General features: G+C 74.4%; 27 protein-coding genes. 17 read left to right on the forward strand and 10 right to left on the reverse strand.

Features of this window, described 5'->3' with window-relative positions:
* Positions 1-36: 36 nt before the first annotated feature.
* Complete coding sequence (locus ACIGHB_RS16120; protein ID WP_399913537.1) at positions 37-1,473, forward strand: hypothetical protein; 1,437 nt, start codon at positions 37-39, stop codon at positions 1,471-1,473.
* Between the two features lie 15 nt (positions 1,474-1,488).
* Here the strand turns inward: ACIGHB_RS16120 and ACIGHB_RS16125 are convergent, their stop codons facing one another.
* Complete coding sequence (locus ACIGHB_RS16125) at positions 1,489-1,887, reverse strand: VOC family protein (protein ID WP_360315641.1); 399 nt, start codon at positions 1,885-1,887, stop codon at positions 1,489-1,491.
* 85 nt (positions 1,888-1,972) lie between these two features.
* The gene (locus ACIGHB_RS16130; RefSeq protein ID WP_360315639.1) at positions 1,973-2,866 is read right to left on the reverse strand and encodes a neutral zinc metallopeptidase; all 894 of its coding nucleotides are present in this window, start codon (positions 2,864-2,866) and stop codon (positions 1,973-1,975) included.
* Between the two features lie 266 nt (positions 2,867-3,132).
* Between ACIGHB_RS16130 and ACIGHB_RS16135 the strand changes: the two genes are divergently transcribed.
* From ACIGHB_RS16135 to ACIGHB_RS16145, 3 genes are all read left to right on the forward strand, one after another.
* Positions 3,133-4,731: an ABC-F family ATP-binding cassette domain-containing protein gene (locus ACIGHB_RS16135; protein ID WP_360315637.1), complete on the forward strand. Its 1,599-nt coding sequence runs from the start codon at positions 3,133-3,135 to the stop codon at positions 4,729-4,731.
* A 321-nt stretch (positions 4,732-5,052) separates the two neighbouring features.
* Positions 5,053-5,274: a helix-turn-helix domain-containing protein gene (locus tag ACIGHB_RS16140; protein WP_006123601.1), complete on the forward strand. Its 222-nt coding sequence runs from the start codon at positions 5,053-5,055 to the stop codon at positions 5,272-5,274.
* A gap of 132 nt (positions 5,275-5,406) precedes the next feature.
* A complete protein-coding gene (locus ACIGHB_RS16145; RefSeq protein WP_360315635.1) occupies positions 5,407-6,207 on the forward strand; it encodes an enoyl-CoA hydratase/isomerase family protein in 801 nt (266 codons plus the stop codon).
* Positions 6,208-6,284: 77 nt separating this feature from the next.
* Here the strand turns inward: ACIGHB_RS16145 and ACIGHB_RS16150 are convergent, their stop codons facing one another.
* Positions 6,285-6,956 carry a hypothetical protein gene (locus tag ACIGHB_RS16150; RefSeq protein ID WP_399913543.1) on the reverse strand — a complete coding sequence of 224 codons (672 nt, stop codon included), beginning with the start codon at positions 6,954-6,956 and terminating at the stop codon, positions 6,285-6,287.
* A gap of 93 nt (positions 6,957-7,049) precedes the next feature.
* On the opposite strand from ACIGHB_RS16150, the gene ACIGHB_RS16155 reads away from it, so the two are divergent.
* From ACIGHB_RS16155 to amaP, 5 genes are read left to right on the forward strand one after another with little or no spacing between them, the layout of a single operon-like run.
* Entirely contained in the window at positions 7,050-7,505 is a 456-nt protein-coding gene (locus ACIGHB_RS16155; protein ID WP_360315631.1) for an Asp23/Gls24 family envelope stress response protein, read from the forward strand.
* 48 nt (positions 7,506-7,553) lie between these two features.
* The gene (locus tag ACIGHB_RS16160) at positions 7,554-7,745 is read left to right on the forward strand and encodes a hypothetical protein (protein WP_031002902.1); all 192 of its coding nucleotides are present in this window, start codon (positions 7,554-7,556) and stop codon (positions 7,743-7,745) included.
* A gap of 18 nt (positions 7,746-7,763) precedes the next feature.
* Positions 7,764-8,111, forward strand: a complete 348-nt coding sequence (locus ACIGHB_RS16165) for a hypothetical protein (protein WP_360315629.1) — start codon at positions 7,764-7,766, stop codon at positions 8,109-8,111.
* Positions 8,108-8,752, forward strand: a complete 645-nt coding sequence (locus ACIGHB_RS16170) for a DUF6286 domain-containing protein (protein ID WP_399913549.1) — start codon at positions 8,108-8,110, stop codon at positions 8,750-8,752. The genes ACIGHB_RS16165 and ACIGHB_RS16170 overlap by 4 nt, the downstream gene beginning before the upstream one ends.
* A 7-nt stretch (positions 8,753-8,759) precedes the next feature.
* On the forward strand, positions 8,760-9,359 hold the full coding sequence (amaP, locus tag ACIGHB_RS16175; RefSeq protein ID WP_360315625.1) for an alkaline shock response membrane anchor protein AmaP: 600 nt from the start codon (positions 8,760-8,762) through the stop codon (positions 9,357-9,359).
* A gap of 12 nt (positions 9,360-9,371) precedes the next feature.
* Here the strand turns inward: amaP and ACIGHB_RS16180 are convergent, their stop codons facing one another.
* From ACIGHB_RS16180 to ACIGHB_RS16205, 6 genes are all read right to left on the reverse strand, one after another.
* Positions 9,372-10,127: an SDR family oxidoreductase gene (locus ACIGHB_RS16180; RefSeq protein ID WP_388869495.1), complete on the reverse strand. Its 756-nt coding sequence runs from the start codon at positions 10,125-10,127 to the stop codon at positions 9,372-9,374.
* 4 nt (positions 10,128-10,131) lie between these two features.
* Entirely contained in the window at positions 10,132-11,916 is a 1,785-nt protein-coding gene (locus tag ACIGHB_RS16185; RefSeq protein WP_399913553.1) for a glycoside hydrolase family 15 protein, read from the reverse strand.
* 33 nt (positions 11,917-11,949) lie between these two features.
* Positions 11,950-12,795: an SURF1 family protein gene (locus tag ACIGHB_RS16190; protein WP_399913556.1), complete on the reverse strand. Its 846-nt coding sequence runs from the start codon at positions 12,793-12,795 to the stop codon at positions 11,950-11,952.
* Positions 12,796-12,894: 99 nt separating this feature from the next.
* Positions 12,895-13,128, reverse strand: coding sequence for a hypothetical protein (locus tag ACIGHB_RS16195; protein ID WP_360315617.1), 234 nt, complete (start codon positions 13,126-13,128; stop codon positions 12,895-12,897).
* Between the two features lie 63 nt (positions 13,129-13,191).
* Positions 13,192-14,166, reverse strand: coding sequence for a DEDDh family exonuclease (locus tag ACIGHB_RS16200; protein WP_399913560.1), 975 nt, complete (start codon positions 14,164-14,166; stop codon positions 13,192-13,194).
* Entirely contained in the window at positions 14,163-14,861 is a 699-nt protein-coding gene (locus ACIGHB_RS16205) for a TetR/AcrR family transcriptional regulator (RefSeq protein WP_399913563.1), read from the reverse strand. Before ACIGHB_RS16205 ends, ACIGHB_RS16200 begins: the two co-directional genes overlap by 4 nt.
* Before the next feature lie 143 nt (positions 14,862-15,004).
* On the opposite strand from ACIGHB_RS16205, the gene ACIGHB_RS16210 reads away from it, so the two are divergent.
* The 8 genes from ACIGHB_RS16210 (at position 15,005) to ACIGHB_RS16245 (ending at position 22,800) form a co-directional block, all read left to right on the forward strand.
* Complete coding sequence (locus ACIGHB_RS16210; protein WP_360315611.1) at positions 15,005-15,802, forward strand: acetoacetate decarboxylase family protein; 798 nt, start codon at positions 15,005-15,007, stop codon at positions 15,800-15,802.
* The gene (locus ACIGHB_RS16215) at positions 15,802-16,686 is read left to right on the forward strand and encodes an SDR family NAD(P)-dependent oxidoreductase (RefSeq protein WP_399913566.1); all 885 of its coding nucleotides are present in this window, start codon (positions 15,802-15,804) and stop codon (positions 16,684-16,686) included. The genes ACIGHB_RS16210 and ACIGHB_RS16215 overlap by 1 nt, the downstream gene beginning before the upstream one ends.
* A 25-nt stretch (positions 16,687-16,711) precedes the next feature.
* Positions 16,712-18,043 carry an amidohydrolase family protein gene (locus ACIGHB_RS16220; RefSeq protein WP_399913569.1) on the forward strand — a complete coding sequence of 444 codons (1,332 nt, stop codon included), beginning with the start codon at positions 16,712-16,714 and terminating at the stop codon, positions 18,041-18,043.
* The gene (locus ACIGHB_RS16225) at positions 18,040-19,266 is read left to right on the forward strand and encodes an amidohydrolase family protein (RefSeq protein ID WP_399913573.1); all 1,227 of its coding nucleotides are present in this window, start codon (positions 18,040-18,042) and stop codon (positions 19,264-19,266) included. The genes ACIGHB_RS16220 and ACIGHB_RS16225 overlap by 4 nt, the downstream gene beginning before the upstream one ends.
* Positions 19,267-19,290: 24 nt before the next feature.
* Positions 19,291-20,004, forward strand: a complete 714-nt coding sequence (locus ACIGHB_RS16230; RefSeq protein ID WP_360315603.1) for a VIT family protein — start codon at positions 19,291-19,293, stop codon at positions 20,002-20,004.
* 109 nt (positions 20,005-20,113) lie between these two features.
* The gene (locus ACIGHB_RS16235) at positions 20,114-20,992 is read left to right on the forward strand and encodes a sterol desaturase family protein (RefSeq protein ID WP_399913577.1); all 879 of its coding nucleotides are present in this window, start codon (positions 20,114-20,116) and stop codon (positions 20,990-20,992) included.
* A 113-nt stretch (positions 20,993-21,105) separates the two neighbouring features.
* On the forward strand, positions 21,106-21,741 hold the full coding sequence (locus ACIGHB_RS16240; protein WP_399913642.1) for a lysoplasmalogenase: 636 nt from the start codon (positions 21,106-21,108) through the stop codon (positions 21,739-21,741).
* A 15-nt stretch (positions 21,742-21,756) separates the two neighbouring features.
* Complete coding sequence (locus ACIGHB_RS16245) at positions 21,757-22,800, forward strand: zinc-dependent alcohol dehydrogenase family protein (RefSeq protein ID WP_360315599.1); 1,044 nt, start codon at positions 21,757-21,759, stop codon at positions 22,798-22,800.
* Here the strand turns inward: ACIGHB_RS16245 and ACIGHB_RS16250 are convergent.
* Positions 22,790-24,130 (reverse strand): CoA transferase, encoded by a 1,341-nt coding sequence (locus ACIGHB_RS16250; protein ID WP_399913581.1) that lies wholly within the window; start codon positions 24,128-24,130, stop codon positions 22,790-22,792. The genes ACIGHB_RS16245 and ACIGHB_RS16250 overlap by 11 nt on opposite strands.
* Positions 24,131-24,161: the final 31 nt, after the last annotated feature.

Genomic DNA, 24,161 nt, shown 5'->3' on the forward strand with positions numbered 1-24,161 from the left:
TTGGGCTTTCGGGCCGTCAGCGGGAAGACTGCCCCCGTGACGTCTCGAAAGCCCGATGAACCATTGGCGCGCAACTCCAGACTCCGACTCGTCCGTCCGCGGTCGCTGGCCACCGCCCGACGGGCCGCGACGACGCGGCGCACCCGGCCTGCCCCGAGGCCGCCCGAGGGCACCCCGCCCCGCGCGGAGCTGGCCCGCCAGGCCCGGCTCGTCCTCGCCGACGCCGTACGGATCGCCCGCTGGGCCGCCGCACCGCGCGGCCCGCAGACGGGTCCCCGGGCGGTCGCCGCCGACCCTTCCGCTTCCGCTCCGCTCGACGGCCCCGCCGCCGCCGAACGGGCCGCCGCCGACCTGGGCCTGACACCGGGTCGGGTCCGGGCCGGCTGGGACCGGGCCCGGCTGGCCGGCCTCGTCGAACTGCACGGCGCCACCGTCCGCCCCGGCTGGCGGCTCCAGGCGTGGGACCGGGACGACTCCGCGGTGCTCCGCGGCTGGGTCGCGCTCCTCGACGCCTGGTCGCTCGTCCGCCCCGCCCCGGAGGGCGTGGCGCCGGGCGCGGTCGCGGAGGTCGTGGAGGCGGTGCCGCAGGTCCTCTCGCTGCTCCAGCTCTCCCAGGGCCCCGTCCTCGTGCCCGCCCTCCTCGACCTCCTGGGCCAGCGCGTCGACGAACTCCGCGAGGAGCGCTGCGAGGTCCCGGACGAGAACGTCCCCGCCCCCGAGGCACCCCCGGCCGAGCGGCTGCCCGCGCTCCTCGACTGGGCCCTGGAGGGCCTCGCGGAGGTCGGCGCGCTCACCCTCGACCCGGCGGCCGGACCGGAGGGACGTCACGCGACCCTGACCCCGCTCGGCAACTGGGCGGTCTGGGTCAAGCTGGAGCAGATCTGCGTCGCCGCCCAGAGCCCCGCGGGCAACATCGAGCAGTCCGCCGCCGACATGCTCCGCGGCTGCGCCCGGCTCACCCCGGGACCGGCCCGCGACGAGTACCGCGCCTGGCTCGCCGCCCGCCCGCTGGCCGGGGCGGTCGCCGAACTCCTCGCCGCCGCCCGCGGCGAGGACGCGCTGCTGCGCGGGCTCGCCTTCGAGGCGCTGCGGGTCGTCGGCGCCCCCGCGGAGGCGGAGGTCCGCGCCGCGGTCGCCGAGCCCTCGCTGCGCCCGTACGCGCTGCTGTGGCTCGCCGAGTACGACGGCACCGACCCCGACGACGCCCCCGAGGTCCTGACCCGGGAGGAGGCGACCTGGCTCTGGGTGGACACGGCCGCCGCCGTCGCCGACCACGGCGAGAGCGAGCTGCTGGTACGGCACCTGGACTCGGCCGTCCAGGGCACGGTGCCCGCGCTGCTCGACGAGGTCAGGGCCGTCGGCCACCCGCGGACCGTGCAGGTGCTGGTGGCGCTGGCCGCCGCCCACCCGGACCCGGCCCTGGCGAAGGCGGTGCGCCGGGCCGCCTTCCAGGTCCACACCGGGGGCGCCTGACGCGAGGCCGGGGGGTCAGTCGCCGCCGGGGGTGTACGTGCCGAAGCTCCACACGTTCCCCTCGGCGTCCTTCGCCATGTAGTCCCGGGAGCCGTAGTCCTGGTCGGTGGGCGGCATCACGATCTCCACGCCGTGCGCGGCGGCCCGCGCGTGGTGCTCGTCCACGTCCCGGACGTGGACGTAGATCCCCACCGGGCCGCCCGCGCCCATCGCCTTGTCGAACTCGCTGTCGGTGCCGCTGCTGCCGAGCATCACCATGCCGTTCCCGTAGCTCAGCTCGGCGTGGGCGACGAGGCCGTCCTCGCCCTCGTACACGGCGGTGGCGGTGAACCCGAACGCCTCCGTGAGCAGCGTGATCGCCGCCTTGGCGTCCCGGTACTTCAGCGCCGGACAGATGTCGGGTGCCTCGGACATCCCGCTCACTCCCTCTCGGTTCGGCCGGATGTGATCTGTCGGCCGGATGTGATCTGGGACACAGTCTTGCAGGCGGAGCCGGTGATCAGCGGAAGGTGTTGCACCGGGCCATGTCGCCGGTGCGGTAGCCGGTGTAGAACCACTGCCGGCGCTGCTCGGCCGAGCCGTGCGTCCAGCTCTCCGGGGTCACCCGGCCCTGGAACCGCTCCTGGATCCGGTCGTCGCCCACCGCCGCCGCCGCGTCCAGGCCGTCCCGGATGTCGGCGTCGTCGAGCCGGGCGATCAGCGGCCGGCCGGTGGACTCGTCCGGGGTGCTCGTCGCGTGCCGGGCCCACACCCCCGCGTAGCAGTCCGCCTGGAGCTCGACCCGGACGGCGTTGGAGTCCGCCCCGGTCCGTCCGTCCTGGGCCCGGCTCAGCGTCCCCATCAGGTTCTGCACGTGGTGCCCGTACTCGTGGGCCACCACGTACGCCTGGGCGAAGGGGCCGCCGCCGGCGCCGAACTTGGTCCGCAGCTCGTCGAAGAAGCCCAGGTCCAGGTAGACCCTCCGGTCGCCGGGGCAGTAGAAGGGGCCGACCGCCGAGCTCGCCGCCCCGCAGGCGGTGTTCACCCGCTGGGTGAACAGGACGGTGGAGGCGTCGCCGTAGGTGCCGCCGCGCCGCTGGTACTCGGCGCGCCAGAAGTCCTGGACGCTGTTGACGACGGCGACGGTCCGGCAGTCCGGCCGGCTGTTGGCGTCCGCGCCGGTCCGGCAGGACCGGTTCACCTGGGCCGCGGAGGAGGCGCTCGCGGCGGGTTCGTCCTCGCCGCCGGAGGAGAGCCCCAGCTGGTCGGGGCCGACCCCGAAGAGGATGCCGAGGATCAGGGCGATGAAGCCGATGACGCCGCCGCCGACGGTCGCCTTCCCGCCGGGGATGCGGCTGCCGCGGACGTCCTTCACCTCGGAGGTGTCCAGACGGGCGTCGTCGTCGAACTGCACGGTCCACCTCCGCGTCACCGCGGCGGCCCGACCGCCGCCCTTCGCCGAGTATCAGCCGACCTTCCATCCATCGCCCGTTTTGTTCCCTCTGGTGGGAACTGAGACATAACTCCCGATCGGGTCTTCGTCGCCCATGTGGCCGAAAAGCAGTTGCAGGCGCCCGTTAGACTGGCCGCATGGCCATTCTCCTCTGGGTGCATTAGCGGCGCCGACGCCCGCCACCAGCCGTCTCTTCCGCCGTCTTCCCACCGCCCTGGAGTCTGTCCGTGATCACCGCTTCCGGCATCGAGCTGCGCGCCGGCGCCCGCATCCTCCTCGAGAACGTTTCCTTCCGCGTCGCCAAGGGCGACCGCATCGGCCTCGTCGGCCGCAACGGCGCGGGGAAGACCACGCTCACCAAGTGCCTGGCCGGCGAGGGCCAGCCCGCCGGCGGCAGCATCGCCCGCTCCGGCGAGGTCGGCTACCTCCCGCAGGACCCCCGCACCGGCGACCTCGACGTCCTCGCCCGCGACCGGGTCCTCTCCGCCCGCGGCCTCGACGTCCTCCTCCGCAAGATGCGGCAGAACGAGGAGCGGATCGCCAACGGCTCCGGCGCCACCCGCGAGAAGGCCCTCAAGCAGTACGAGCGCCAGGAGACCGAGTTCCTCACCAAGGGCGGGTACGCCGCCGAGGCCGAGGCGGCCACCATCGCCGCCGCCCTCGGTCTGCCCGACCGGGTCCTCGGCCAGCCGCTGCACACCCTCTCCGGCGGTCAGCGCCGCCGGATCGAGCTGGCGCGGATCCTCTTCTCGGACGCCGACACCCTGCTCCTCGACGAGCCGACGAACCACCTCGACGCCGACTCGATCATCTGGCTGCGCGACTACCTCAAGACCTACCGCGGCGGCTTCATCGTCATCTCCCACGACGTCGACCTGGTCGAGACCGTCGTCAACAAGGTCTTCTACCTGGACGCCAACCGCTCCACCATCGACGTCTACAACATGGGCTGGAAGCTCTACCAGCAGCAGCGCGAGGCCGACGAGAAGCGCCGCAAGCGCGAGCGCCAGAACGCCGAGAAGAAGGCCGCCGCGCTCAACTCGCAGGCCGACAAGATGCGCGCCAAGGCCACCAAGACGGTCGCCGCGCAGAACATGGCCAAGCGCGCCGAGCGCCTGCTCTCCGGCCTGGAGGCGGTCCGCGTCTCCGACAAGGTCGCCAAGCTGCGCTTCCCGGAGCCCGCGCCCTGCGGCAAGACCCCGCTCACCGCGGAGGGCCTGTCCAAGTCGTACGGCTCCCTGGAGATCTTCACCGACGTCGACCTCGCCATCGACAAGGGCTCCCGCGTCGTCATCCTCGGCCTCAACGGCGCCGGCAAGACGACGCTGCTCCGCCTCCTCGGCGGGGTCGAGCAGCCCGACACCGGCGAGGTCACCCCCGGCCACGGCCTCAAGCTCGGCTACTACGCCCAGGAGCACGAGACCCTGGACCCGGACCGCACGGTCCTGGAGAACATGCGCTCCGCCGCCCCCGACCTCGACCTGGTCGAGGTCCGCAAGACGCTCGGCACCTTCCTCTTCTCCGGCGACGACGTCGACAAGCCGGCCGGGGTGCTCTCCGGCGGCGAGAAGACCCGGCTGGCGCTCGCCACCCTCGTCGTCTCCTCGGCCAACGTGCTCCTGCTCGACGAGCCCACCAACAACCTCGACCCCGCCAGCCGCGAGGAGATCCTCGGCGCGCTGCGCACCTACAAGGGCGCCGTCGTCCTCGTCACCCACGACGAGGGCGCCGTGGAGGCCCTCGACCCGGAGCGGATCATCCTGCTCCCGGACGGCGTCGAGGACCTGTGGGGCCCGGACTACGCGGACCTGGTCGCCCTGGCCTGAGCCCGGACTGGATCATTCGGCTCATCGCCGGATCCGTCATCTGAGTGAGAAGGTCTCGTACCCCCGGCGCGGACCTCTGCCGAATCCTTCCGGCAGAGTCCGCGCCGTACGTGTGTTCGCATGACGGCGCTGACCTGGCGGTCCCTTGATCCACTCGTTCGATGGTCGGGTTCCGGCCGCGCGGAATGACTGGTTCCGATCGTGAGGACGACGTACTCGTCCGCAAACCCGGCAGGACGGACCTCGTCGAATGGGTGGCCAGGACGACGGGGAGGGGTGATCATGAGAAGTCCAGAGCGCACTTCCCATGAGGAGGCACGGGTGGCCGAGACTCTGAAGAAGGGCAGCCGGGTGACCGGCGCCGCGCGCGACAAGCTCGCGGCAGACCTGAAGAAGAAGTACGACTCCGGTGCGAGCATCCGGGCGCTGGCCGAGGAAACGGGCCGCTCCTACGGATTCGTCCACCGGATGCTCAGTGAATCCGGAGTGACGCTGCGTGGTCGCGGCGGAGCGACCCGGGGCAAGAAGGCAGCCTCGGCCTGACGCCGGGGGCGGCTCGACCGGTCCACCGGGACCTTCCCGGTGGGCACCCGGTCGGTCCTGTGACCGACCCGGTGGTTACTGTGCAGTCACTTAGCATCGGATGCAGTGCTGCACCGGAACCGGAGGCGCCCCATGACCACGCCCGACGACTCCCAGCTCGTCTTCGACAAGGACGGTGTACGGCTCACCGTCGAGGACGCCGTTGCCACGGTGACCCTGACCAACCCGGCGAAGCGCAACGCCCAGTCTCCCGCTCTGTGGCGGGCGTTGACGGAAGCCGGCCGGTCTCTGCCGGGCAGCGTGCGGATCGTCGTCCTGCGCGGTGAGGGCCAGTCCTTCTCCGCCGGACTCGACCGACAGGCGTTCACGCCCGAGGGCTTCGACGGAGAGCCGTCCTTCCTCGACCTCGCACGGGGTTCCGACGCGGACCTCGACGCGGTCATCGCCGAGTACCAGGAGGCGTTCACCTGGTGGCGCCGCAGCGACCTCGTGTCGATCGCGGCCGTCCAGGGGCACGCCATCGGTGCGGGCTTCCAGCTCGCCCTCGCCTGCGACCTGCGGGTCGTCGCCGAGGACGTGCGGTTCGCGATGCGCGAGACCAGCCTGGGCCTCGTCCCGGACCTCACCGGGACGCACCCGCTCGTCTCCCTCGTGGGCTACGCCCGCGCCCTTGAGATCTGCGCCACCGGCCGCTTCGTCCACGCGGACGAGGCCGAGCGCATCGGCCTGGCCAACATCGCCGTGCCCGCCGCCGAACTCGACGCCGCGGTACGGGACCTCAGCGCCGCCCTGCTCGCCGCGCCGCGCGACGCGGTCGTCGAGACCAAGGCGCTGCTCCAGGGTGTCACCGGCCGCTCCTACGAGGAGCAGCGCGTCGCCGAGCGCGCCGCCCAGGCCCGCCGCCTCCGCGACCTCGCGGGGCTCGGCGACTGACACGCCGGTCCGCCCGCCGATCCGCCCGCCGCGAAGGGCCCGTCACCGGCCCTTCGCCGCCGTGCGTGCCCCCGGGGTCAGCGCACCTCCATGACCAGGACGGTGACCGCGGCGCCCGCCTCCGCCGCCGCCTCCGCGGCCTGGTGCGCCGCGTGGGCCACCTCCGCCGGATGGTGGTCCGCCGCCACCGCGAGCTCCACCCGGACCGCCCCCGGCGTGCGGTGCACCGGCCGGCCCAGCGCGTTCGTCAGCGCCGTCACGCCCGGCACCCGCAGCACCGCGACCGCCACCGGGTCGTCCGTCGGCGGTGCCGGGTGGCCGGGCGGCGGACCCGCCGGCTCCGGGGCGGGCGCCTCCATCAGCAGATCCGTCACCCGCAGGTCCACCTCCGTCACCGCCAGACCCAGCTCCGTGGCCGCCGCGAGGAGCGCCGCCCGTACCTCCCCGGCCGTCTCGGGCAGCGGCCCTCCGCCCGCCACCGCCGCGAACTCCGCGTCGATCCGCAGCGGTCCCGGCGGTAGCCCGCCCGGCGGTACCGGGAACGGCGGCTCCGGAACGGTCGCCTCACCCGCCGCGCCGATCCGCACCGTGCCCGGCGCCACGCCGTTCACCTCCGCCGCCGCCCGGCCCAGCACCTGCCGCGCCGCGCGCTCCGCCAGCCACGCTCCCGCCACGCTGCCGAGCGGCAGCAGCCTGCCCGGCGCCAGGCGGTCGCGGACCGCCGTCGCCCAACCGTCACCCATGGTCATTGCCCCAGCCTGCCGTATCCCCGGAGCGGTCTCGGGGAACCGCCCTTAGTGTGGGCGAAGAACCCCGAAATATCCCAGAAGGGGCTGAATTCGATGACGGACAGCGAACGCAGCGGTGAGTCCACCCCGGTCACCAGGAAGGGCGGCGGAACCGCCGCTTCCCGGGGCCGCACCACCATCGCCGACGGAGTGGTCGAGAAGATCGCCGGCATGGCGGCCCGCGATGTCGTGGGCGTCCACGCCATGGGCAGCGGAATCTCCCGCACCCTCGGCGCGGTCCGCGACCGCGTCCCCGGCGGGGGCGGCGGCAAGGCCGGCGTCACCCGCGGGGTGAAGGCCGAGGTCGGCGAGGTGCAGACCGCGCTCGACCTGGAGATCGTCGTGGACTACGGCGTCTCCATCGCGGACGTCGCCGGCGCCGTCCGCGAGAACGTGATCACGGCCGTGGAGCGGATGACCGGTCTGGAGGTCGTCGAGGTCAACATCGCGGTCAGCGACGTGAAGCTGCCCGACGAAGAGGACGAGGAACCCGAGTCGCGGCTCCAGTAGCCGACCGGTACGGAACAACGGACCGCAGGGCCCGGAAAGGGGTTCAGCATGAGCATGGCGGTGGTCGGCCTGCTGGCCGGCATGGGTCTCGGCTTCGCCGGATACTTCGGCGGCTTCGGGGCGTTTCTGCTGGTCGCGGCCTTGGGGGCGGTCGGTTTCGTGGCCGGCCGCTTCCTCGACGGCGACCTCGAACCCGGCGATCTGCTCCGGGGCCGCGACCGCGGCGACCGGCGGCGGTGACGGCGGGTGCCCACGGACGTGACGGAACGCCACCCGGTACGCGAGCGGGGCGCGACCACGATCGCCGACCGGGTGGTCGCCAAGATCTCCGCCCAGGCCGCCAGGGAAGCCCTCGGCGGCCTGCCGGCGGGCGGCCACCCGCCGCACGCCTCGGTCGTCGTCCACCGGGACGCCGCCCGCATCTCGGTCAGCCTCGAACTCGACTACCCCACGGACGTCGGACGCCGCTGCGGAGCCGTCCGCGGCCGGGTCCGCGGCCGGGTCGAGGAGCTCGTCGGCATGGAGGTCCACGAGGTCTCCGTCCACGTCGAGCGCCTCCACTCCCCGCGCACCTCGCCCGCCGCCAGGAAGGGCCGCCTGGCATGACGACCCCCGGACAGCCCGGCGCCCCCCAGGAGACCGGGGAGAGCGCGAAGGACGTCGGCGGCGTGCCCGTCCTCGCCGGAAGCGGCGAGGAGACCGAGCGGGTCCGGCGGTTCTGGTCGGTCCGGCGGATCCCCGCCGCGCTGCTCGCCGCCGTCGTCCTCGGCGGCGCGGGACTGCTGCTCTACGACGTGGCCGCCGTCCGGGCCGACCACAGCGCCATGAGCTGGCGGCGCGAGCTCGCCGACGCCCTCGCGAGCCGGCCCCTCGACAGCGCCACGACCCTCGCCGCCGCGGCCGCCGCCGTCCTGCTCGGCGTCTGGCTGCTGATCCTGGCGTCCACCCCCGGCCTGCGCGCCGTCCTGCCCATGCGCCGCGCCCATCCCGACGTACGGGCCGGGCTCGACCGGGAGGCCGCCGCACTCGCCCTGCGCGACCGGGCCATGGAGGTCTCCGGCGTGCAGTCCGTGAAGGTCACGGTCGGCCGCGCCAAGGTCGCCGTCCGGGCCGTCTCCCACTTCCGCCCGCTCGACGACGTCCGCGCGGACGTCGAGTCCGTCCTCGCCGACGGCGTCGAGGAACTCGGGCTCGCCCGCCCGCCCGCCCTCACCGTCCGGGTGGCCCGCCCGCCCAAGAAGGGGTGACGCACCGGTGAACGCCCCCGTCACCGCCGTCCTGCGGCGCGTCAACCGAGCGCTCCTCGGCCTCGCCGGGCTGCTGCTCGTCCTCGCCGGCGGAGCCGTCCTCGCCGCCGGACTCGACCTGCCCGTCCCGTCCTGGTGGCCCTGGTCCGGCCCCGACGACGTGCTGCTCACCACCGCCGACCGGCGGCGGTGGCGCGAGGAGGGCTGGTGGTGGCCGACCGTCATCGCCGTCCTCGGCGTCATCGTCCTGCTCGCCCTCTGGTGGCTGTTCGCCCAGTTCCGCCGGGCCCGGCTCGCCGAGGTCCTGGTCGACACCGGTGACGGCGACGCGGCCGTGCTGCGCGGCCGGGCCCTGGCCGAGGTCCTGGAGGCCGACGCCGCCGCCCAGGAGGGCGTGGCCCAGGCCCGGGTCGCCCTCACCGGCCGCCGCACCGCCCCCCGTACCCGCGTCGCGCTCCTCCTGGAGCCGTACGCCTCTCCCGGCCAGGCGCTGGCCGGCCTCAGCGACGAGGCCCTGGCCCGCGCCCGTACGGCGGCGGGTCTGGCCGCCCTCCCCACCGAGGCCCGCCTCCGGGCGGTCAAGCACCGGGCCCGCCGGGTGAACTGACGGGCCGCGGGCTCAGAAGCCGTGCCGGGCGCCGCCGTCCACCGGCAGCATCAGCCCCGTCAGGTAGGAGGCGGCCGGGGAGAGGACGAACGCGGCCGTGCGGCCGAACTCCTCCGGCGTGCCGTAGCGGCGCAGCGGGATCGCCAGCTCGTTGGCCGCGCGGGACGCCTCGGCGTCACCGGAGAGGGCGTCGAGCTGCCGGACCCGGTCGGTGTCGATGCGGCTGGGCAGCAGCCCGACCACCCGGATCCCGCGCGGACCGAGGTCGTCGGCGAGCGACTTGGCGAAGCCGGCCAGGCCGGGGCGGAGCCCGTTCGAGATGGTCAGGCCCGCGATCGGCTCGTGCACGGACCCCGACAGGACGAAGCCGATCACGCCGCCCTCGCCCAGCGTCTCGGCCGCCGCACGGGCGAGCCGCACCGCGCCGAGGAAGACGGTGCCGAAGGCAGCCGTCCACTCCTCGTCGGTGTTGTCCGCGGCGAAGCCCGGGGCCGGGCCGCCGACGCTGATCAGGATGCCGTCGAAGCCGCCGAACCGGGCGCGGGCCTCCGCGATCAGACGGGCCGGGGTCCCGGGGTCGTCGTTGTCGGCGGCGAGGCCCGCCGCGCCCTCGCCCAGCTCGGCCGCCGCCGCGGCGACGGTCGCCTCCTCGCGGCCGGTGATCAGCACCCGGGCGCCCTCGGCGAGCAGTGCCTCCGCGGAGGCCCGGCCGAGCCCCCGGGTCGCGCCGGTGACGACGTACACGCGGTCCTTCAGTCCAAGATCCATGGGCCTATCCTGCCGTCTCGTCCCAGGGCAGTGCGAGCGCCGTACCGACCAGTCCGATGTGGCTGAACGCCTGAGGGAAGTTGCCGAGCTGCCGGTCCGCCACCGGGTCGTACTCCTCCGCGAGCAGTCCCACGTCGTTGGTGAGCCGCACCAGCCGTTCGAAGAGCTCCCGCGCCTCCTCCTGGCGCCCGGTCATGCGCAGCGCGTCGGCGAGCCAGAAGGAGCAGACGAGGAAGGTGCCCTCCTGGCCGGGCAGCCCGTCGACGGAGCCGGAGTCGGGGGTGTAGCGGCGTACGAAGCCCTGGTGGGTCAGTTCGGCCCGGACGGCGTCGACCGTGCCGACCACCCGGGGGTCGTCCGGCGGCAGGAAGCCGACGCGGGGGATGAGCAGGGTGGCCGCGTCCAGTTCGGCGGAGCCGTACGACTGGGTGAAGGTGTTCCGCTCCGCGTCGTACGCCTTCGCGCACACCTCCGCGTGGATCTCGTCCCGCAGCGCCCGCCACCGGTCCGGCTCGCCGGGCAGCGAGGGGTCCGCCTCCAGGGTGCGCACCGCCCGGTCGGCCGCCACCCAGGCCATGACCTTGGAGTGGGTGAAGTGGCGGCGCGGACCGCGCACCTCCCACAGGCCCTCGTCGGGATCGCGCCAGTGCGACTCCAGGAAGCCGAGCAGGCTCAGCTGGAGGTTCCAGGCGTGCCGCTCGGGCGGGATGCCGGCCTCGCGCGCGAGGTTCATGGTGTCCATGACCTCGCCGTACACGTCGAGCTGGAACTGGTCGACGGCCGCGTTCCCGGTCCGTACCGGCGCCGAGTCCGCGTAGCCGGGGAGCCAGGGCAGCGTGGTCTCGGGGAGCCGCCGTTCGCCCGCGGGACCGTACATGATCTGGAGGTCGGCGGGGTCGCCCGCGACCGCGCGGAGCAGCCAGTCGCGCCAGGCGGCGGCCTCGTCGGCGTATCCGGCGGCGAGGAGCGCGCCGAGGGTGAGGGAGGAGTCGCGCAGCCAGCAGGACCGGTAGTCCCAGTTCCTGACGCCGCCGAGTTCCTCCGGGAGGGAGGTGGTGGGGGCGGCGACGATCCCGCCGGTGGGGGCGTAGGTGAGGGCCTTGAGGGTGATGAGGGAGCGGATCACGGCGGCGCGGTACGGCCCCCGGTAGGTGCAGCGGGCGGTCCACTCCCGCCAGTCGGCGAGCGAGTGCTCCAGCGCCTCGAAGGGGTCGATGAGGGCGGGCCGGCGCTCGTGCGAGGGGTGCCAGGTGAGGACGAACGCGACCCGCTCCCCGGCGGCGACGGTGAAGGCGGAGCAGGTGGCGAACTGCTGGCCCCAGGTCTTCACCTCCGGCTCGCTGCGGAGCCAGACGGCGTCGGGTCCCGCGACGGCGACGCGGTGTCCGTCGGAGCGCCTTATCCACGGCACGATCGAGCCGTAGTCGAAGCGCAGGCGGAGCACGGCGCTCATCTCGACCCGGCCGCTGACGCCCTCGACGATCCGGACGACGTCGGGGGCGCGGTCCCGCTGGGGCATGAAGTCGGTGACCTTGACGGTGCCGGTGCGGGTCTCCCAGAAGGTCTCCAGGACGAGGGAGTCCTCGGCGTAGCGGCGGGAGGTGCAGCTGCCGGCGCCCTTGGGGGCGATCCGCCAGTGGCCGTTGTCCTCGTCGCCGAGGAGGGCGGCGAAACAGGCGGCGGAGTCGAAGCGGGGCAGGCACAGCCAGTCGATCGAGCCGTCGCGGCCGACGAGCGCGGCGGTCTGGAGATCGCCGATCAGGGCGTAGTCGTCGATGCGTCGGGTCACGTTGTGGGCGTTCCCGCAAGCGGCGGCGGTCAATCAGCGGGGCGAGGTGGCCCGCATCGCGCTGCCGTCCTCCTGCGGGGCGTCCGGGGCCCCGCCCTCCGGCCCGCCGTCGCCCTCGGAGGCGGTCGCGGCGGCGGTGGCGCGGTCGCGCTTCTCGCGCCGTACGAGGACGATCCAGCCGACGGGCACGCCGGCGGCGAAGAGCCACCACTGGACCGCGTACGCCATGTGGGCGCCGATCGAGTCGTGGTCCGGCTCGGGGATCTGCTCGGGGGAGCCGCCGGCCGGTTCGGGCTCGGTCTGCTCGACGTAGCCGCCGAGCACCTCGCGTCCGATGAGCTCGGCCTGCTGGGCGCTGCTGATGAGCATCACCTGACGGTCCGGCAGGCCCTTGAGGTCCTTGATGCCGCTGGCGCCGGTGGTCTCGTCGGCCTTGAGCCGGCCGCTGACCGTGACCTCGCCCTTCGGGGCGGGCGGGACCTCGGGGTAGTCGCGCTGGTTGGCGGCGGCGGGCACCCAGCCCCGGTTGACCAGGACGACGGTGCCGTCCTGGAGGACCAGCGGGGTGAGGACGTGCGCGCCGACCCGTTCGTCGGAGGAGGTGCGGCGGCGGACGACCACCTCGTGGGCGGTGTCGAAGGTGCCGGTGGCGGTGACCCGGCGCCAGTAGTCGGCGCGGGGGACGACGTGGCCGGGGGAGGTGAGCTCCTCGACCGGGACCGGCGCGGCCTCCAGGTTGTCCGCGATCAGGGTGTTCTGGGCGACCCGGCGTTCGTGCCGGTGGAACTGCCAGAAGCCCAGCTCGATCATCACGGGGATGAGGACGAGGGCGACGAGGGTGAGGATCACCCACTGCCGGGACAACAGGAAGCGGTACACCCCACGACCGTACCGTCCGTGCGGAGCCGCCCGCACAGGGGGTCGGGTGACCGGCGCCACCCGACCGGGATCGTCTCCTCGCAGGGACCGGGGCGGTGGTCACACCCGGTCGACGATGCCCGCCTTCCCCTCCGCCCGGGCGCAGTGGGCCCCGCAGTACCAGTTCCCCTCGACCTCGACGCCCTGTCCGATGATCTGGACCCGGCAGTGCTCGCAGATGGGCGCCATCCGGTGGATGGCGCAGGCGAAGCAGTCGAAGACATGGATCGCGCCCTGGGCATGGATCTCGAAGGACATGCCGTAATCGTTTCCGCAGACCTCACAACGTGCCATGCGCCACAGGGTGGAGCCCCGGGCACGCGCGTGCCGGGCGGCACGCCCGCCGCGCGCGGGGTGTCACCCGTCTGCCGGGGCCACGTCCCGCAGCAGGTGGGCGTAGGCGGCCTCGTCCACGATCGGCGTGCCGAAGGACTTCGCCTTGACGGTCTTGGAGGTGCCGGCGTCCGGGTCGTTGGTGACCAGCAGGCTGGTGAGCCGGGAGATCGAGCCGGCGACGTGCAGCCCGGCCTCGACCGTGCGGTCCTCCAGGAGCTCCCGGTCGACGGAGGTGTCGCCGGAGAAGGCCACCCGCATGCCCTGCTTGAGCGGCTTGTCGCTCTGGTACCGGCCGGGGTTGGGGTACGGGCAGGGCGGCCGCTTCCGGGAGGGGCGCCAGCTGCCCGCCCGGTAGGAGGACTGGTGGCCGATCATCGGGCGGGCCGGGGAGGCCGCCCACTCGGTGAGCGCGCGGCACTCCAGGAGCGGCAGCCGTACGCCCCGCTCCGCCGCCGCGCGCAGGCTCGGGCGGAACGCCTCGGCGAGCACCCGCGCGTCGTCGAGCGCGTTGTGCGCGCGCTGCTGCACCACCCCGAAGTGGGCGGCCAGCGACTCCAGCTTGTGGTTGGGCAGCGGCAGCGCCAGCTCCTTGGAGAGCGCGATGGTGCACAGCCGCTGCTTCACGGGCGCGGTCCGCTCGGCGCGCGCGTACTCCCGGGCGATCATCTGCCAGTCGAACAGGGCGTTGTGGGCGACGAGGACGCGGCCGTCGAGGCGGGCCGAGAACTCCTCGGCGATCTGCGCGAACAGCGGCGCGCCTTCGAGGACGTCGCTGGTGAGGCCGTGGATCCACACCGGTCCCGGGTCCCGCTCCGGGTTCACCAGCGTGTACCAGTGGTCCTCCACCGTCCCGCGCGCGTCGAGGCGGTAGACGGCGGCGGACACGATCCGGTCGTCGCGGGCGAGACCGGTGGTCTCCACGTCGACGACCGCGTACCCCTGCGGGTAGGCGGCCGGCCACGTCGCTGCTGTCGTACGGTCGTCGAGCATGGTCACTGAGAATACGGCCCGCGACGGACACTCCCGTCCCCGGTGTCCGGCTTGTCCTCGATGTCCCCCGTGACGGGGGGCGGGGCCCCGGCCAGCAGCCCCTCCACCAGCGCGCGCACCGAGGCCGCGAAGAGCCGTTCCGTCTCGACCGGGGCGGCCAGCGCGCGGGCGAGCGGTGGGTCGGCGTCGGCGGTCCCGGCGTCCCACAGCTCCTCCTCGGCGGGCGACTGGACGGGCGCGCGCTCGCGGTTGCGCTCCACCAGGACGAACCCGACCACCTGGAAGGCGACCGCCCGGACCAGCTCCGCCGCCCGCTCCCCGCGCAGCCCCGCGGCGTGCGCCTCCCGGGCCAGGGCCCGCTGGGCCGGCAGGAACATGCGCTCCGTCAGGCCCCGCTCGTGGACCATCGCCACCAGGTGCGGGCGCTCGCGCAGCGCCCGGCGCAGGGCGTGCGCCACCGAGCCGATCCGCTCCGCCGGGTCCTTCCCGTGCGGCCGGATCGCCCCCAGGTCGGCGACCGTGCGGGCGGCGAGGGCGTCGAGCAGGGACTCGCGGTTGCCCACGTGCCAGTAGATCGAGGTGACCGCGGTGCCCAGGGCGGCGGCGAGGCCGCGCATGGTGAGCCCGTCGGGGCCGTGGGCCCGCACCAGGGCCGCCGCCGTGTCCAGGACCTCCTCGCGGCTGAGCGCCGGGCGTGCCATCCGCTTCCCCCTGACGGTTCGTCAATTCACTGCGCGCACGCGTCTTTACCCTTCATCGGCGGCGGTGTAACAGTGTTACAGGCCATCGGCCCCGGGCCCCGCGGGCCCGGGACCGGATCCGTCCGGAAGGGTGGTACGACGACATGGCACGAGTACGGTACGGGGCGCGCACCGAGGCGGAGAGCGCCGCCGCGCGCGCCGCCGCGGCGAAGCTCCCCGACATCTGGTCCACCGGCGTGGTCGCCCTCTGGGAGACCGACCCCGACGCGGTGGCGGCCGTCCTGCCGCCGCCGCTCAAGCCCACCGGACGCCCGCTCGTCCGGGTCACCGTCAGCAAGGTCGACCTGCCCGGCTATCCGCTCGGCGCCGGCTCGGTCTCGGTGGCCGCCGCCCACGGCGCGACCGAGGGCTGGTATCCGCTGGTCATGCCGATGACCCACGAGCGGGCCCTGATCGGCGGCCGCGAGGTCTTCGGCGAGCCGAAGAAGCTCGGCGAGGTCGTCGTCGAGCGCGACGGCCTCGTGGTGGGCGCCCGGCTCGCCCGGCACGGGATCGCCTTCGTCGAGGTGCGCGGTGCCGTCTCCGGCCCGCTGCCGCTGCCCGAGCCGGTCGAACGGACCGACTTCTACTTCAAGTTCCTGCCCGGCGTGGAGGGAGCCGGCTTCGACGCCGACCCGGTCCTCGTCCACTGCGTCCGCCACGAGAAGGTGCGGAAGCTGGAGCGGGTCACCGGGGACGTCGTCCTGCGCGAGTCCATGTACGACCCGGTCGCCGACCTCCCGGTCCGCCGGCTCGTCGGGATCACCTTCGGCGAGAAGACCTCCGACCAGCGCGGCAGGGTCGCCGAGCGGGTCTCCGCCGAGGCCCTGCTGCCCTATGTCCACCAGCGGTACGACGACCCGGCGCAGATCCTCGACGGCCCGCCGGAAGGGAGCGTCTGATGGAACTGGGGGAGGGACAGGTCGCCGTCGTCACCGGCGCGGCGAGCGGCATCGGCCGGGCGATGGCCCGCCGCTTCGCCGCCGAGGGACTCGCCGTCGTCCTCGGGGACGTCGAGCGGGGGCCGCTCGCCGAGGCCGCCGACGAGCTGATGGCGGAGGGGGCGCAGGTCCTCGCCCGGACCGTCGACGTCTCCGACCCGGAGTCGGTGCGCGCCTTCGCCGACGCCGCCTACGACACCTTCGGCGCCGTCCACGTGCTCTGCAACAACGCGGGCGTCGGCTCCGGCGCCGAGGGCCGCATGTGGGAGCACGAGCCGAACGACTGGAAGTGGGCCTTCTCGGTCAACGTCTGGGGCGTCTTCCACGGCATCCAGGCGTTCGTGCCCCGCATGCTCGCGGGCGGCGAGCCCGGCCACGTCGTCAACACCTCCTCCGGCGACGGCGGCATCGCCCCGCTGCCCACCGCCTCCGTCTACGCGGTCACCAAGGCGGCCGTCGTCACCATGACCGAATCCCTCTACGCCCATCTGAGGGCGGAGCACGCGCGCGTGGGCGCCTCCGTCCTCTTCCCCGGACCGCACATGCTCCGCACCGGCCTGTGGGAGTCGCACCGCAACCGGCCCGAGCGGTACGCCAAGGAGCGCCCGCGCCGGACCCCGTACCGCTCCCTCGACCAGTGGGAGGCCGCCATGAAGGAGGCCGGCCACGAGATCGCCTTCACCCCGGTCGAGGAGGTCGCCGAGCACGTCGTCGAGGGGATCAGGGCCGACCGGTTCTGGATGCTGCCGGCGAGCGAGCACAGCGACCGGCAGATCACGGCACGCTCGCGGTCGATGCTCGACCGCGCGAACCCCACCTACCTGGAGAGCTTCATCCTCGACTGACCGGCCTGAGGGGGCTGTGCGCACCATGAGCCATGAGGACCCGTATCTGATCGTCTCCTCCGACTGCCACGCCGGGCTCCCCACCGAGGAGTACCGGCCCTACCTGGAGTCCCGCTTCCACCGGGCCTTCGACGACTTCCTCGCCGGGCGGCAGGCCCGCCGCGAGGCCATGACCCGCCTCGGGGTCCGCAACGAGGACTTCGCGAACAAGTGGTTCAGCGACCACGAGGAGGGGCTGCGCGGCGGCTGGGACCACGCGCAGCGGATCAAGGAGCTGGACGGGGACGGCGTCGCCGCCGAGGTCGTCTTCCCGGACGCGGACGCCGTCGACAGCCAGACCGCCGCCCCCTTCGGCGTCGGCCTCGGTCTCTCCGGCGACCAGGACCCCGAGCTCGGCATGGCGGGCGCCAAGGCCCACAACCGCTGGCTCGCCGAGTTCGTGTCCCACGCCCCGGCCCGGCACTGCGGGGTCGCCCTGCTGCCGGTCACCGCGGACCCGCGCGAGGTCGTCGCCGAGATCCACCGGGCCAAGGAGTCCGGGCTCGGCGCCCTGATGATCCCGTCCATGTGGGTCGACAAGGCGCCCTACCACGACCGGCGTTACGACCCGGTGTGGGCGGCCGCCGCCGAGACCGGGATGCCGGTCGTCACCCACTCCGGCGCCGCGCCCCGCGAGGAGTACGGCGACCACCTCGGCATCTACGTCTCCGAGGTCACCTGGTGGCCGGCCCGGCCGCTGTGGTTCCTGCTCTGGTCCGGCGTCTTCGAGCGGCACCCCGGGCTGCGGTTCGGCGTCGCCGAGTCCGGCTGCTGGTGGCTGCCGAACCTGCTCTGGTTCATGGACCGGCTCTATCTCGGCGCGCACGGCGGCAAGAAGCTCTCGCCCTTCGCGGAGCTGCGGCGCCCGCCGAGCGAGTACCTGGACCGGCAGGTCTTCGTCTGCGCCACCAACACCAAGCGGCGGGAGCTGGCGCAGCGGTACGAGATCGGCGTGGACAACATCCTGTGGGGCTCGGACTTCCCGCACCCGGAGGGGACCTGGCCGAACACCAGGACCTGGCTGCGGAACACCTTCCACGACATCCCGGTGGGGGAGACCCGGCGGATGCTGGGCCTGGCCGCCGCCGAGGTCTTCGGATTCGATATTCGAATACTGGATCCGATAGCCAAGCGGATCGGCCCCACCCCCGCCGACCTCGGCCAGCCCGCCGACCAGTCCGCCGTCGAGGCGTCCTGGGCCCGCTCCCGCGAGACCGGCCGCCACTGGCTCACCGGCGGCGACTTCCCGGTCCTGGGCCCGGCCGCGGGCCGGGAGACGGGCCGGGACGCCGACCCGCGCGCGGGGGTGACCCCGTGACCGACCGCTACACCGTGATCTCCGCCGACTGCCACGCCGGCGCCGACCTCCTCGACTACAAGCCCTACCTGGAGAAGCGGTTCCACGACGACTTCGACGCCTGGGCCGCCACGTACGTCAACCCGTACGAGGACCTGCTCGCCGACACCGCCGACCGGAACTGGAACTCCGACCGGCGGCTGCGCGAGCTCGAAGCGGACGGGATCGTCGCCGAGGTCGTCTTCCCCAACACCATCCCGCCCTTCTTCCCCTCCGCCTCCCTCATGGCCCCGGCCCCCACCCGGGAGGAGTTCGAGCGGCGCTGGGCGGGGCTGCGCGCCCACAACCGCTGGCTCGCCGACTTCTGCGCGCGGGCCCCCGGCCGGCGGGCGGGCGTGGCCCAGATCCTCCTCAACGACGTGGGTGCGGCCGTCCGCGAGATCCGCCGCACCCACGCGGCCGGCCTCACCGGCGGCATCCTGCTCCCCGGCACCCCGCCGGGCAGCGGACTGCCGGAGCTGTACTCGGAGACGTACGACCCGATCTGGGCGGTCTGCGAGGAGCTGGGCGTGCCGGTCAACCACCACGGCGGCTCCGCCTCGCCGCCGCTCGGCGACGAACCCGCCGCCCGGGCCGTCTTCATGGTGGAGACCACCTGGTTCTCCCACCGGGCCCTGTGGCACCTGGTGTTCGGCGGCGCCTTCCGCCGCCACCCGGGCCTGAGACTGGTCCTCACCGAGCAGGGCTCCGGCTGGATCCCCGGGGTGGTGGAGATGCTGGACTACTACCACGGCAGGCTGGTCGCGGCGGCGAGCCGGGCGGTCACCGCCGAGTCGAAGTTCGGCGCCGGCCTCGCGGACTCGATGGGACGCAGCCCCGGCGAGGTCTGGCGGGAGAACTGCTTCGTCGGCGCGAGCTTCATGCGCCCGCACGAGGTGCCGCTGCGGGACCGGATCGGCCTCGACAAGATCATGTGGGGCAGCGACTACCCGCACGACGAGGGCACCACCCCGTACTCCAGGGAAGGGCTCCGCCTCGCCTACGCCGGCCTGCCGCGCGAGGAGGTCACGGCGATGGTCGGCGGCAACGCGGCCCGCGTCTACGGCTTCGACCTCGCCCTCCTCGACCGGCTCGCGGCCGTCCACGGCCCCGCCGTCGAGGAGATCGCCACCCCCCTGGAGAAGGTCCCGGAGGGCGCCACCAGCCCGGCCTTCGCCCCGGGCGGGTCGGTCCGCGTCTGGTGACCCGGCGGGTGCGACCCTCCTGAGGTGACCGCACCCCCCGCCCACGACGAGGCCCACGGCGGCGCCCTCGGTTCCCGTCTCAACTGGCTCCGGGCCGCCGTGCTCGGGGCCAACGACGGCATCGTCTCCACCGCGGGCCTCGTCGTGGGCGTCGCCGGCGCCACCGAGTCCCAGGCCGCCCTCCTCACCGCCGGACTCTCCGGTCTGCTCGCCGGCTCCCTCTCCATGGCGGTGGGGGAGTACGTGTCGGTCTCCGTCCAGCGCGACTCCGAGGACGCCGCCCTCGCCACCGAGAAGCGCGAGCTCCGCGAGAGCCCCGCCGCCGAGCTCGACGAGCTCACCGCCCTCCTCACCGCCCGCGGTCTCAGCCCCGGCGTGGCCCGCGAGGCCGCCGTGCAGCTCACCGAACGCGACGCGCTCAAGGCGCACGCGCGCGTGGAGCTGGGCATCGACCCCGACGACCTCACCAACCCGTGGCACGCGGCCTGGGCCAGCTTCCTCGCCTTCACCGTCGGCGCGCTGCTCCCGCTGCTCGCGATCGTCCTCCCGCCCCCCTCCGTACGCCTCTGGATCACCGTCTGCTCGGTCCTCGCCGCCCTGACCCTCACCGGCTGGTGGGCCGCCCGGCTCGCCGCCGCGCCCGCCCCGAGGGCCACCGTCCGCACGGTCGCCGGCGGCGCCCTCGCCATGGCCGTCACCTACGCGGCCGGTTCCCTCCTGGACGTCGCGGGCGTGTGACGCCCGGCCCGCTTGTCGGAAGGCGCCAAAGCCTGCTGACACCTCGTCTCGCATACTTGTCGGTAACGACGTCTAGCCGTCCACAGGGGCGGGCCCTACCGTCATCGGCATGCCGCACCTGCCCGATGTCGTGCTCTGGTCCATACCGGCGTTCGTCCTGCTCACCGTCGTGGAGATGGTGAGCTACCGGCTCCACCCCGACGAGGACGCCGCCGGGTACCAGGCGAAGGACGCCGCCACCAGCATCGGCATGGGACTCGGCAGCCTCTTCGCCGACCTCGTGTGGAAGATCCCGATCGTCGCGGTCTACGCCGCCGTCCACGAGCTCACCCCGCTCCGCGTCCCCGTCCTGTGGTGGACGCTCCCGCTGATGCTGCTCGCGCAGGACTTCCTCTACTACTGGTCCCACCGGGGCCACCACGTCGTCCGGATCCTGTGGGCGAGCCACGTCGTGCACCACAGCAGCCGGAAGTTCAACCTCTCCACCGCGCTGCGCCAGCCCTGGACCGGCTTCACCTCCTGGCCGTTCTACCTGCCGATGATCGCCCTCGGCGTGCACCCCGCCGCCGTCGCCTTCTGCTCCTCGGTCAGCCTCGTCTACCAGTTCTGGATCCACACCGAGCGGGTCGGCAGGCTTCCCCGCCCCTTCGAGTACGTCCTCAACACCCCCTCCCACCACCGCGTCCACCACGCCTCCCAGGGCGGCTACCTGGACCGCAACTTCGGCGGGATCCTGATCGTCTGGGACCGGCTCTTCGGCTCCTGGACCGGCGAGACCGAGCGGCCCGTCTACGGCCTCACCAAGAACATCGAGACCTACAACCCGCTGCGCGTCGCCACCCACGAGTACGCCGCCATCGCCCGCGACCTCCGCGCCGCCCGTGACTGGCGCGAGCGCGCCGGCCGCGTCCTGCGCGGCCCCGGCTGGCAACCGGAGCCCCGCCCCACCCCGCACCACGACCAGACCGCCCCGGAGCCCGCCGCGTGAACACCCCCGACACCACCCCCGACACCACCCCCGGCACCACCCCCCTCGCCCCCACCCGCACCACGCCCCTCACCCCCTCCCGCACCACCCCGCTCGCCACCCCCACCCGCACCATCCCCCTCACCCCCTCCCGGGTCCTGCTCGGCGCCTTCCTCCTCGCCGCCGCCGTCGACCTCGGCTCCCTCCTCGCCGGCGCCGACACCGGCCACCTGGTCGCCAAACCGCTCCTGATGCCGCTCCTCGCCGCCTACGCCGCGACCCGGGGCGCCCCGAAACTCCTCGTCACCGCGCTGCTGTTCGGCTGGGGCGGAGACGTGCTGCTGCTCCTCGACGCCGACTGGGCCTTCCTCGCCGGCATGGGCTCCTTCGCCCTCGGCCACGTCTGCTACCTCACCCTGTTCGGCCGCCGCCGCACCTCCCCGGCGCTCGGCGCCCTCTACGCCGCCGCCCTCGCCGGCACCGTGCTCGCCCTCTGGCCCGGCCTCCCCGCCGACCTGCGGATCCCGGTCGCCGGATACTCCCTGCTGCTCACCGCGATGGCGTACCGGTCGAGTTCCCTCGGCGCCCTCGCCGGCATCGGCGGGGCGCTGTTCCTGCTCTCCGACACCCTCATCGCCACCGGCATCGCGGAGTGGCCCCAGCTGCCCGCCCCGGACTTCTGGGTCATGCTGACCTACATCGCCGCCCAGTACCTGCTGACCGCGGGCGGGCTCCAGGCGATGTACGGTGAACGTCGTACAAGCAGCTGACCCGGACGAGGAACCATGCGCGCCACCACCATCCACGCCCCCTTCGACCTGCGCGTGGAGGAGGTGCCCGACCCCGTCGTCCAGGACCCCGCCGACGTCGTCGTGCGCGTCCTGCGCGCCTGCGTCTGCGGCAGCGACCTGTGGGCCTACCGCGGCGAGTCCGCCCGGCAGCCCGGACAGCGCATCGGCCACGAGTTCCTCGGCGTCGTCGAGGAGACCGGCTCCGAGGTCCGCGGCTTCACGGCCGGCGACCTCGTCGTCGCCCCCTTCGTCTGGTCCGACGGCACCTGCGACTACTGCGCCGAGGGCCTCCACACCTCCTGCCCCCGAGGCGGCTTCTGGGGCTCCGTGGGCTCCGACGGCGGCCAGGGCGAGGCCGTCCGCGTGCCCTTCGGCGACGGCACCCTCGTCAAGCTCCCCGCCGACGCCGCCTCCGACGACCGGCTGCTCACCGCGCTGCTCGCCCTCTCCGACGTCATGGGCACCGGTCACCACGCGGCCCTCGGCGCCGGCGTCCGCCCCGGCTCCACCGTCGCCGTCGTCGGCGACGGAGCCGTCGGCCTCTGCGGCGTCCTCGCCGCCAGGCGGCTCGGCGCCGAGCGGATCATCGCGCTCGGCCGGCACACCGCCCGTACCGACCTCGCCCGCGCCTTCGGCGCCACCGACGTCGTCGCCGAGCGCGGCGAGGCCGCCGAGGCCGCCGTCCGCGAACTCACCGGCGGCCAGGGCGCCCACGGCGTCATCGAGGCCGTCGGCACCGAACAGTCCATGCGCACCGCCGTGAACATCACCCGCGACGGCGGCTCCATCGGCTACGTCGGCGTTCCGCACGGCTCCGGCACCGGCCTCGACCTCTCCGTCATGTTCGACCGCAACATCGCCCTGCGCGGCGGCGTCGCCCCCGTCCGCGCCTACCTCCCCGAACTCCTCGCGGACGTCCTCGACGGCAGCCTCGACCCGTCCCCGGTCTTCGACCTGACCGTGGACCTCGACGGCGTCCCCGCCGGCTACCGGGCCATGGACGAGCGCACCGCCCTCAAGGTCCTCGTCAAGCCGTAGCGCCGCCCGACGGGCCCCGGTCCGCGGGACGGGCGCCCTCCCACACCGGGGCGTCCGCCCCCGCGACGCCCGGCGGGCGCGACCAGCCCGCCGGGCCGCCCTCGTACGCCACCGGCGACAGCGCGTGCCGCAGCCGCCCCAGCGGCCCCTCCGACTCCACGACGTGCCGCCCGGGGTCGTACCGGGGCAGGCCGTGCGTCAGCCAGTGCCCGGTCTGCGCCAGCGCGAGCCGTACGAGGCGGCCGCGGCCGTCCCGCCGCCGCTCCGTCAGCGACCGCAGCACCGCCGCCGCCAGCAGGTACCCCGTCCCGTGGTCCAGCGCCTGCGCCGGCAGCGCCCCCGGCTCCTCGGCCGAGCCCTCCGCGACCGCGATGCCCGTCGCCACCTGCACCAGGCTGTCGAAGCCGCGCCGGCCGCCCCACGGCCCGTAGTCGCCCCACGCCGACAGCCGGGCCGTCACCAGACCAGGCCGCTCCAGGCCGTACCGCTCCAGCGCCCCCGGCCGGTACCCCGTCACCAGCACGTCCGCCGCGTCGAGCAGCTCCTCGAAGGTCCGCCGGTCCGAGGGCCGGTCCAGGTCGAGGGCCGCCGTCCGCTTCCCGACGTCCGTGTCCGCGTGCTGGTCCGGCAGTTCGGGCCGGCCCGGCGGATCGATCCGCAGCACGTCCGCGCCGAGCAGCGCCAGCGTCCGGGTCGCCACCGGACCCGCGATCACCCGGGTCAGGTCGAGCACCCGAGGCGGTCCGTCCGCCCGCCGCCGGGGCGCCGCCCCGTCCCGCACCTCCCGGCTCAGCACCGGCCGCGCCGCCACCTCCCGGCCCTGCGCGTGGCCGGCCCACCCGTCCGGGGTGCGCAGCGCCACGGCGAGGCCCCCGGAGGCGTACACGGCCGTCTCCACCTCGACGGCGGTGCGTCCGCCGATCGCCTCCGCGACCGCCTCCACCGCGTCGTCCGCGCCCAGCGCGGCGAGCAGCGCGGCCTTGTGGTGCGGGTAGTTGGCGTGGGTGCGGACCCAGCCGTCGGCGGCCCGCCAGAACCGCGACAGCGGCGCGAAGCTCACCGGCGCCCGCCCGTCCACCCGCAGGTGACGCTCGCTCACGAAGGCGGTCGCCACGGCGCCGTCGTCCACCCGGACCGGCCCCGCCACGCGCGCGTGCTCCACGGCCGCGAGCCCGCAGACCGCGACCGTCGCCCGCGCCAGGTCCATCACCGGCAGCCGGGCCGGCAGCAGCCCCGACACCCCGCCGTACTCCACCCGGTCCACCAGGGCGGGATCGCCGCCCAGGACCGCCCACAGCGCTTCCGTACCACTCCGAACCGTGCTGTCCATGCCCGCACTATGGCACCCGGTGCCACCTCCC

The sequence above is a fragment of the Streptomyces sp. NPDC085460 genome (assembly GCF_044541975.1).
Lineage (GTDB): Bacteria > Actinomycetota > Actinomycetes > Streptomycetales > Streptomycetaceae > Streptomyces.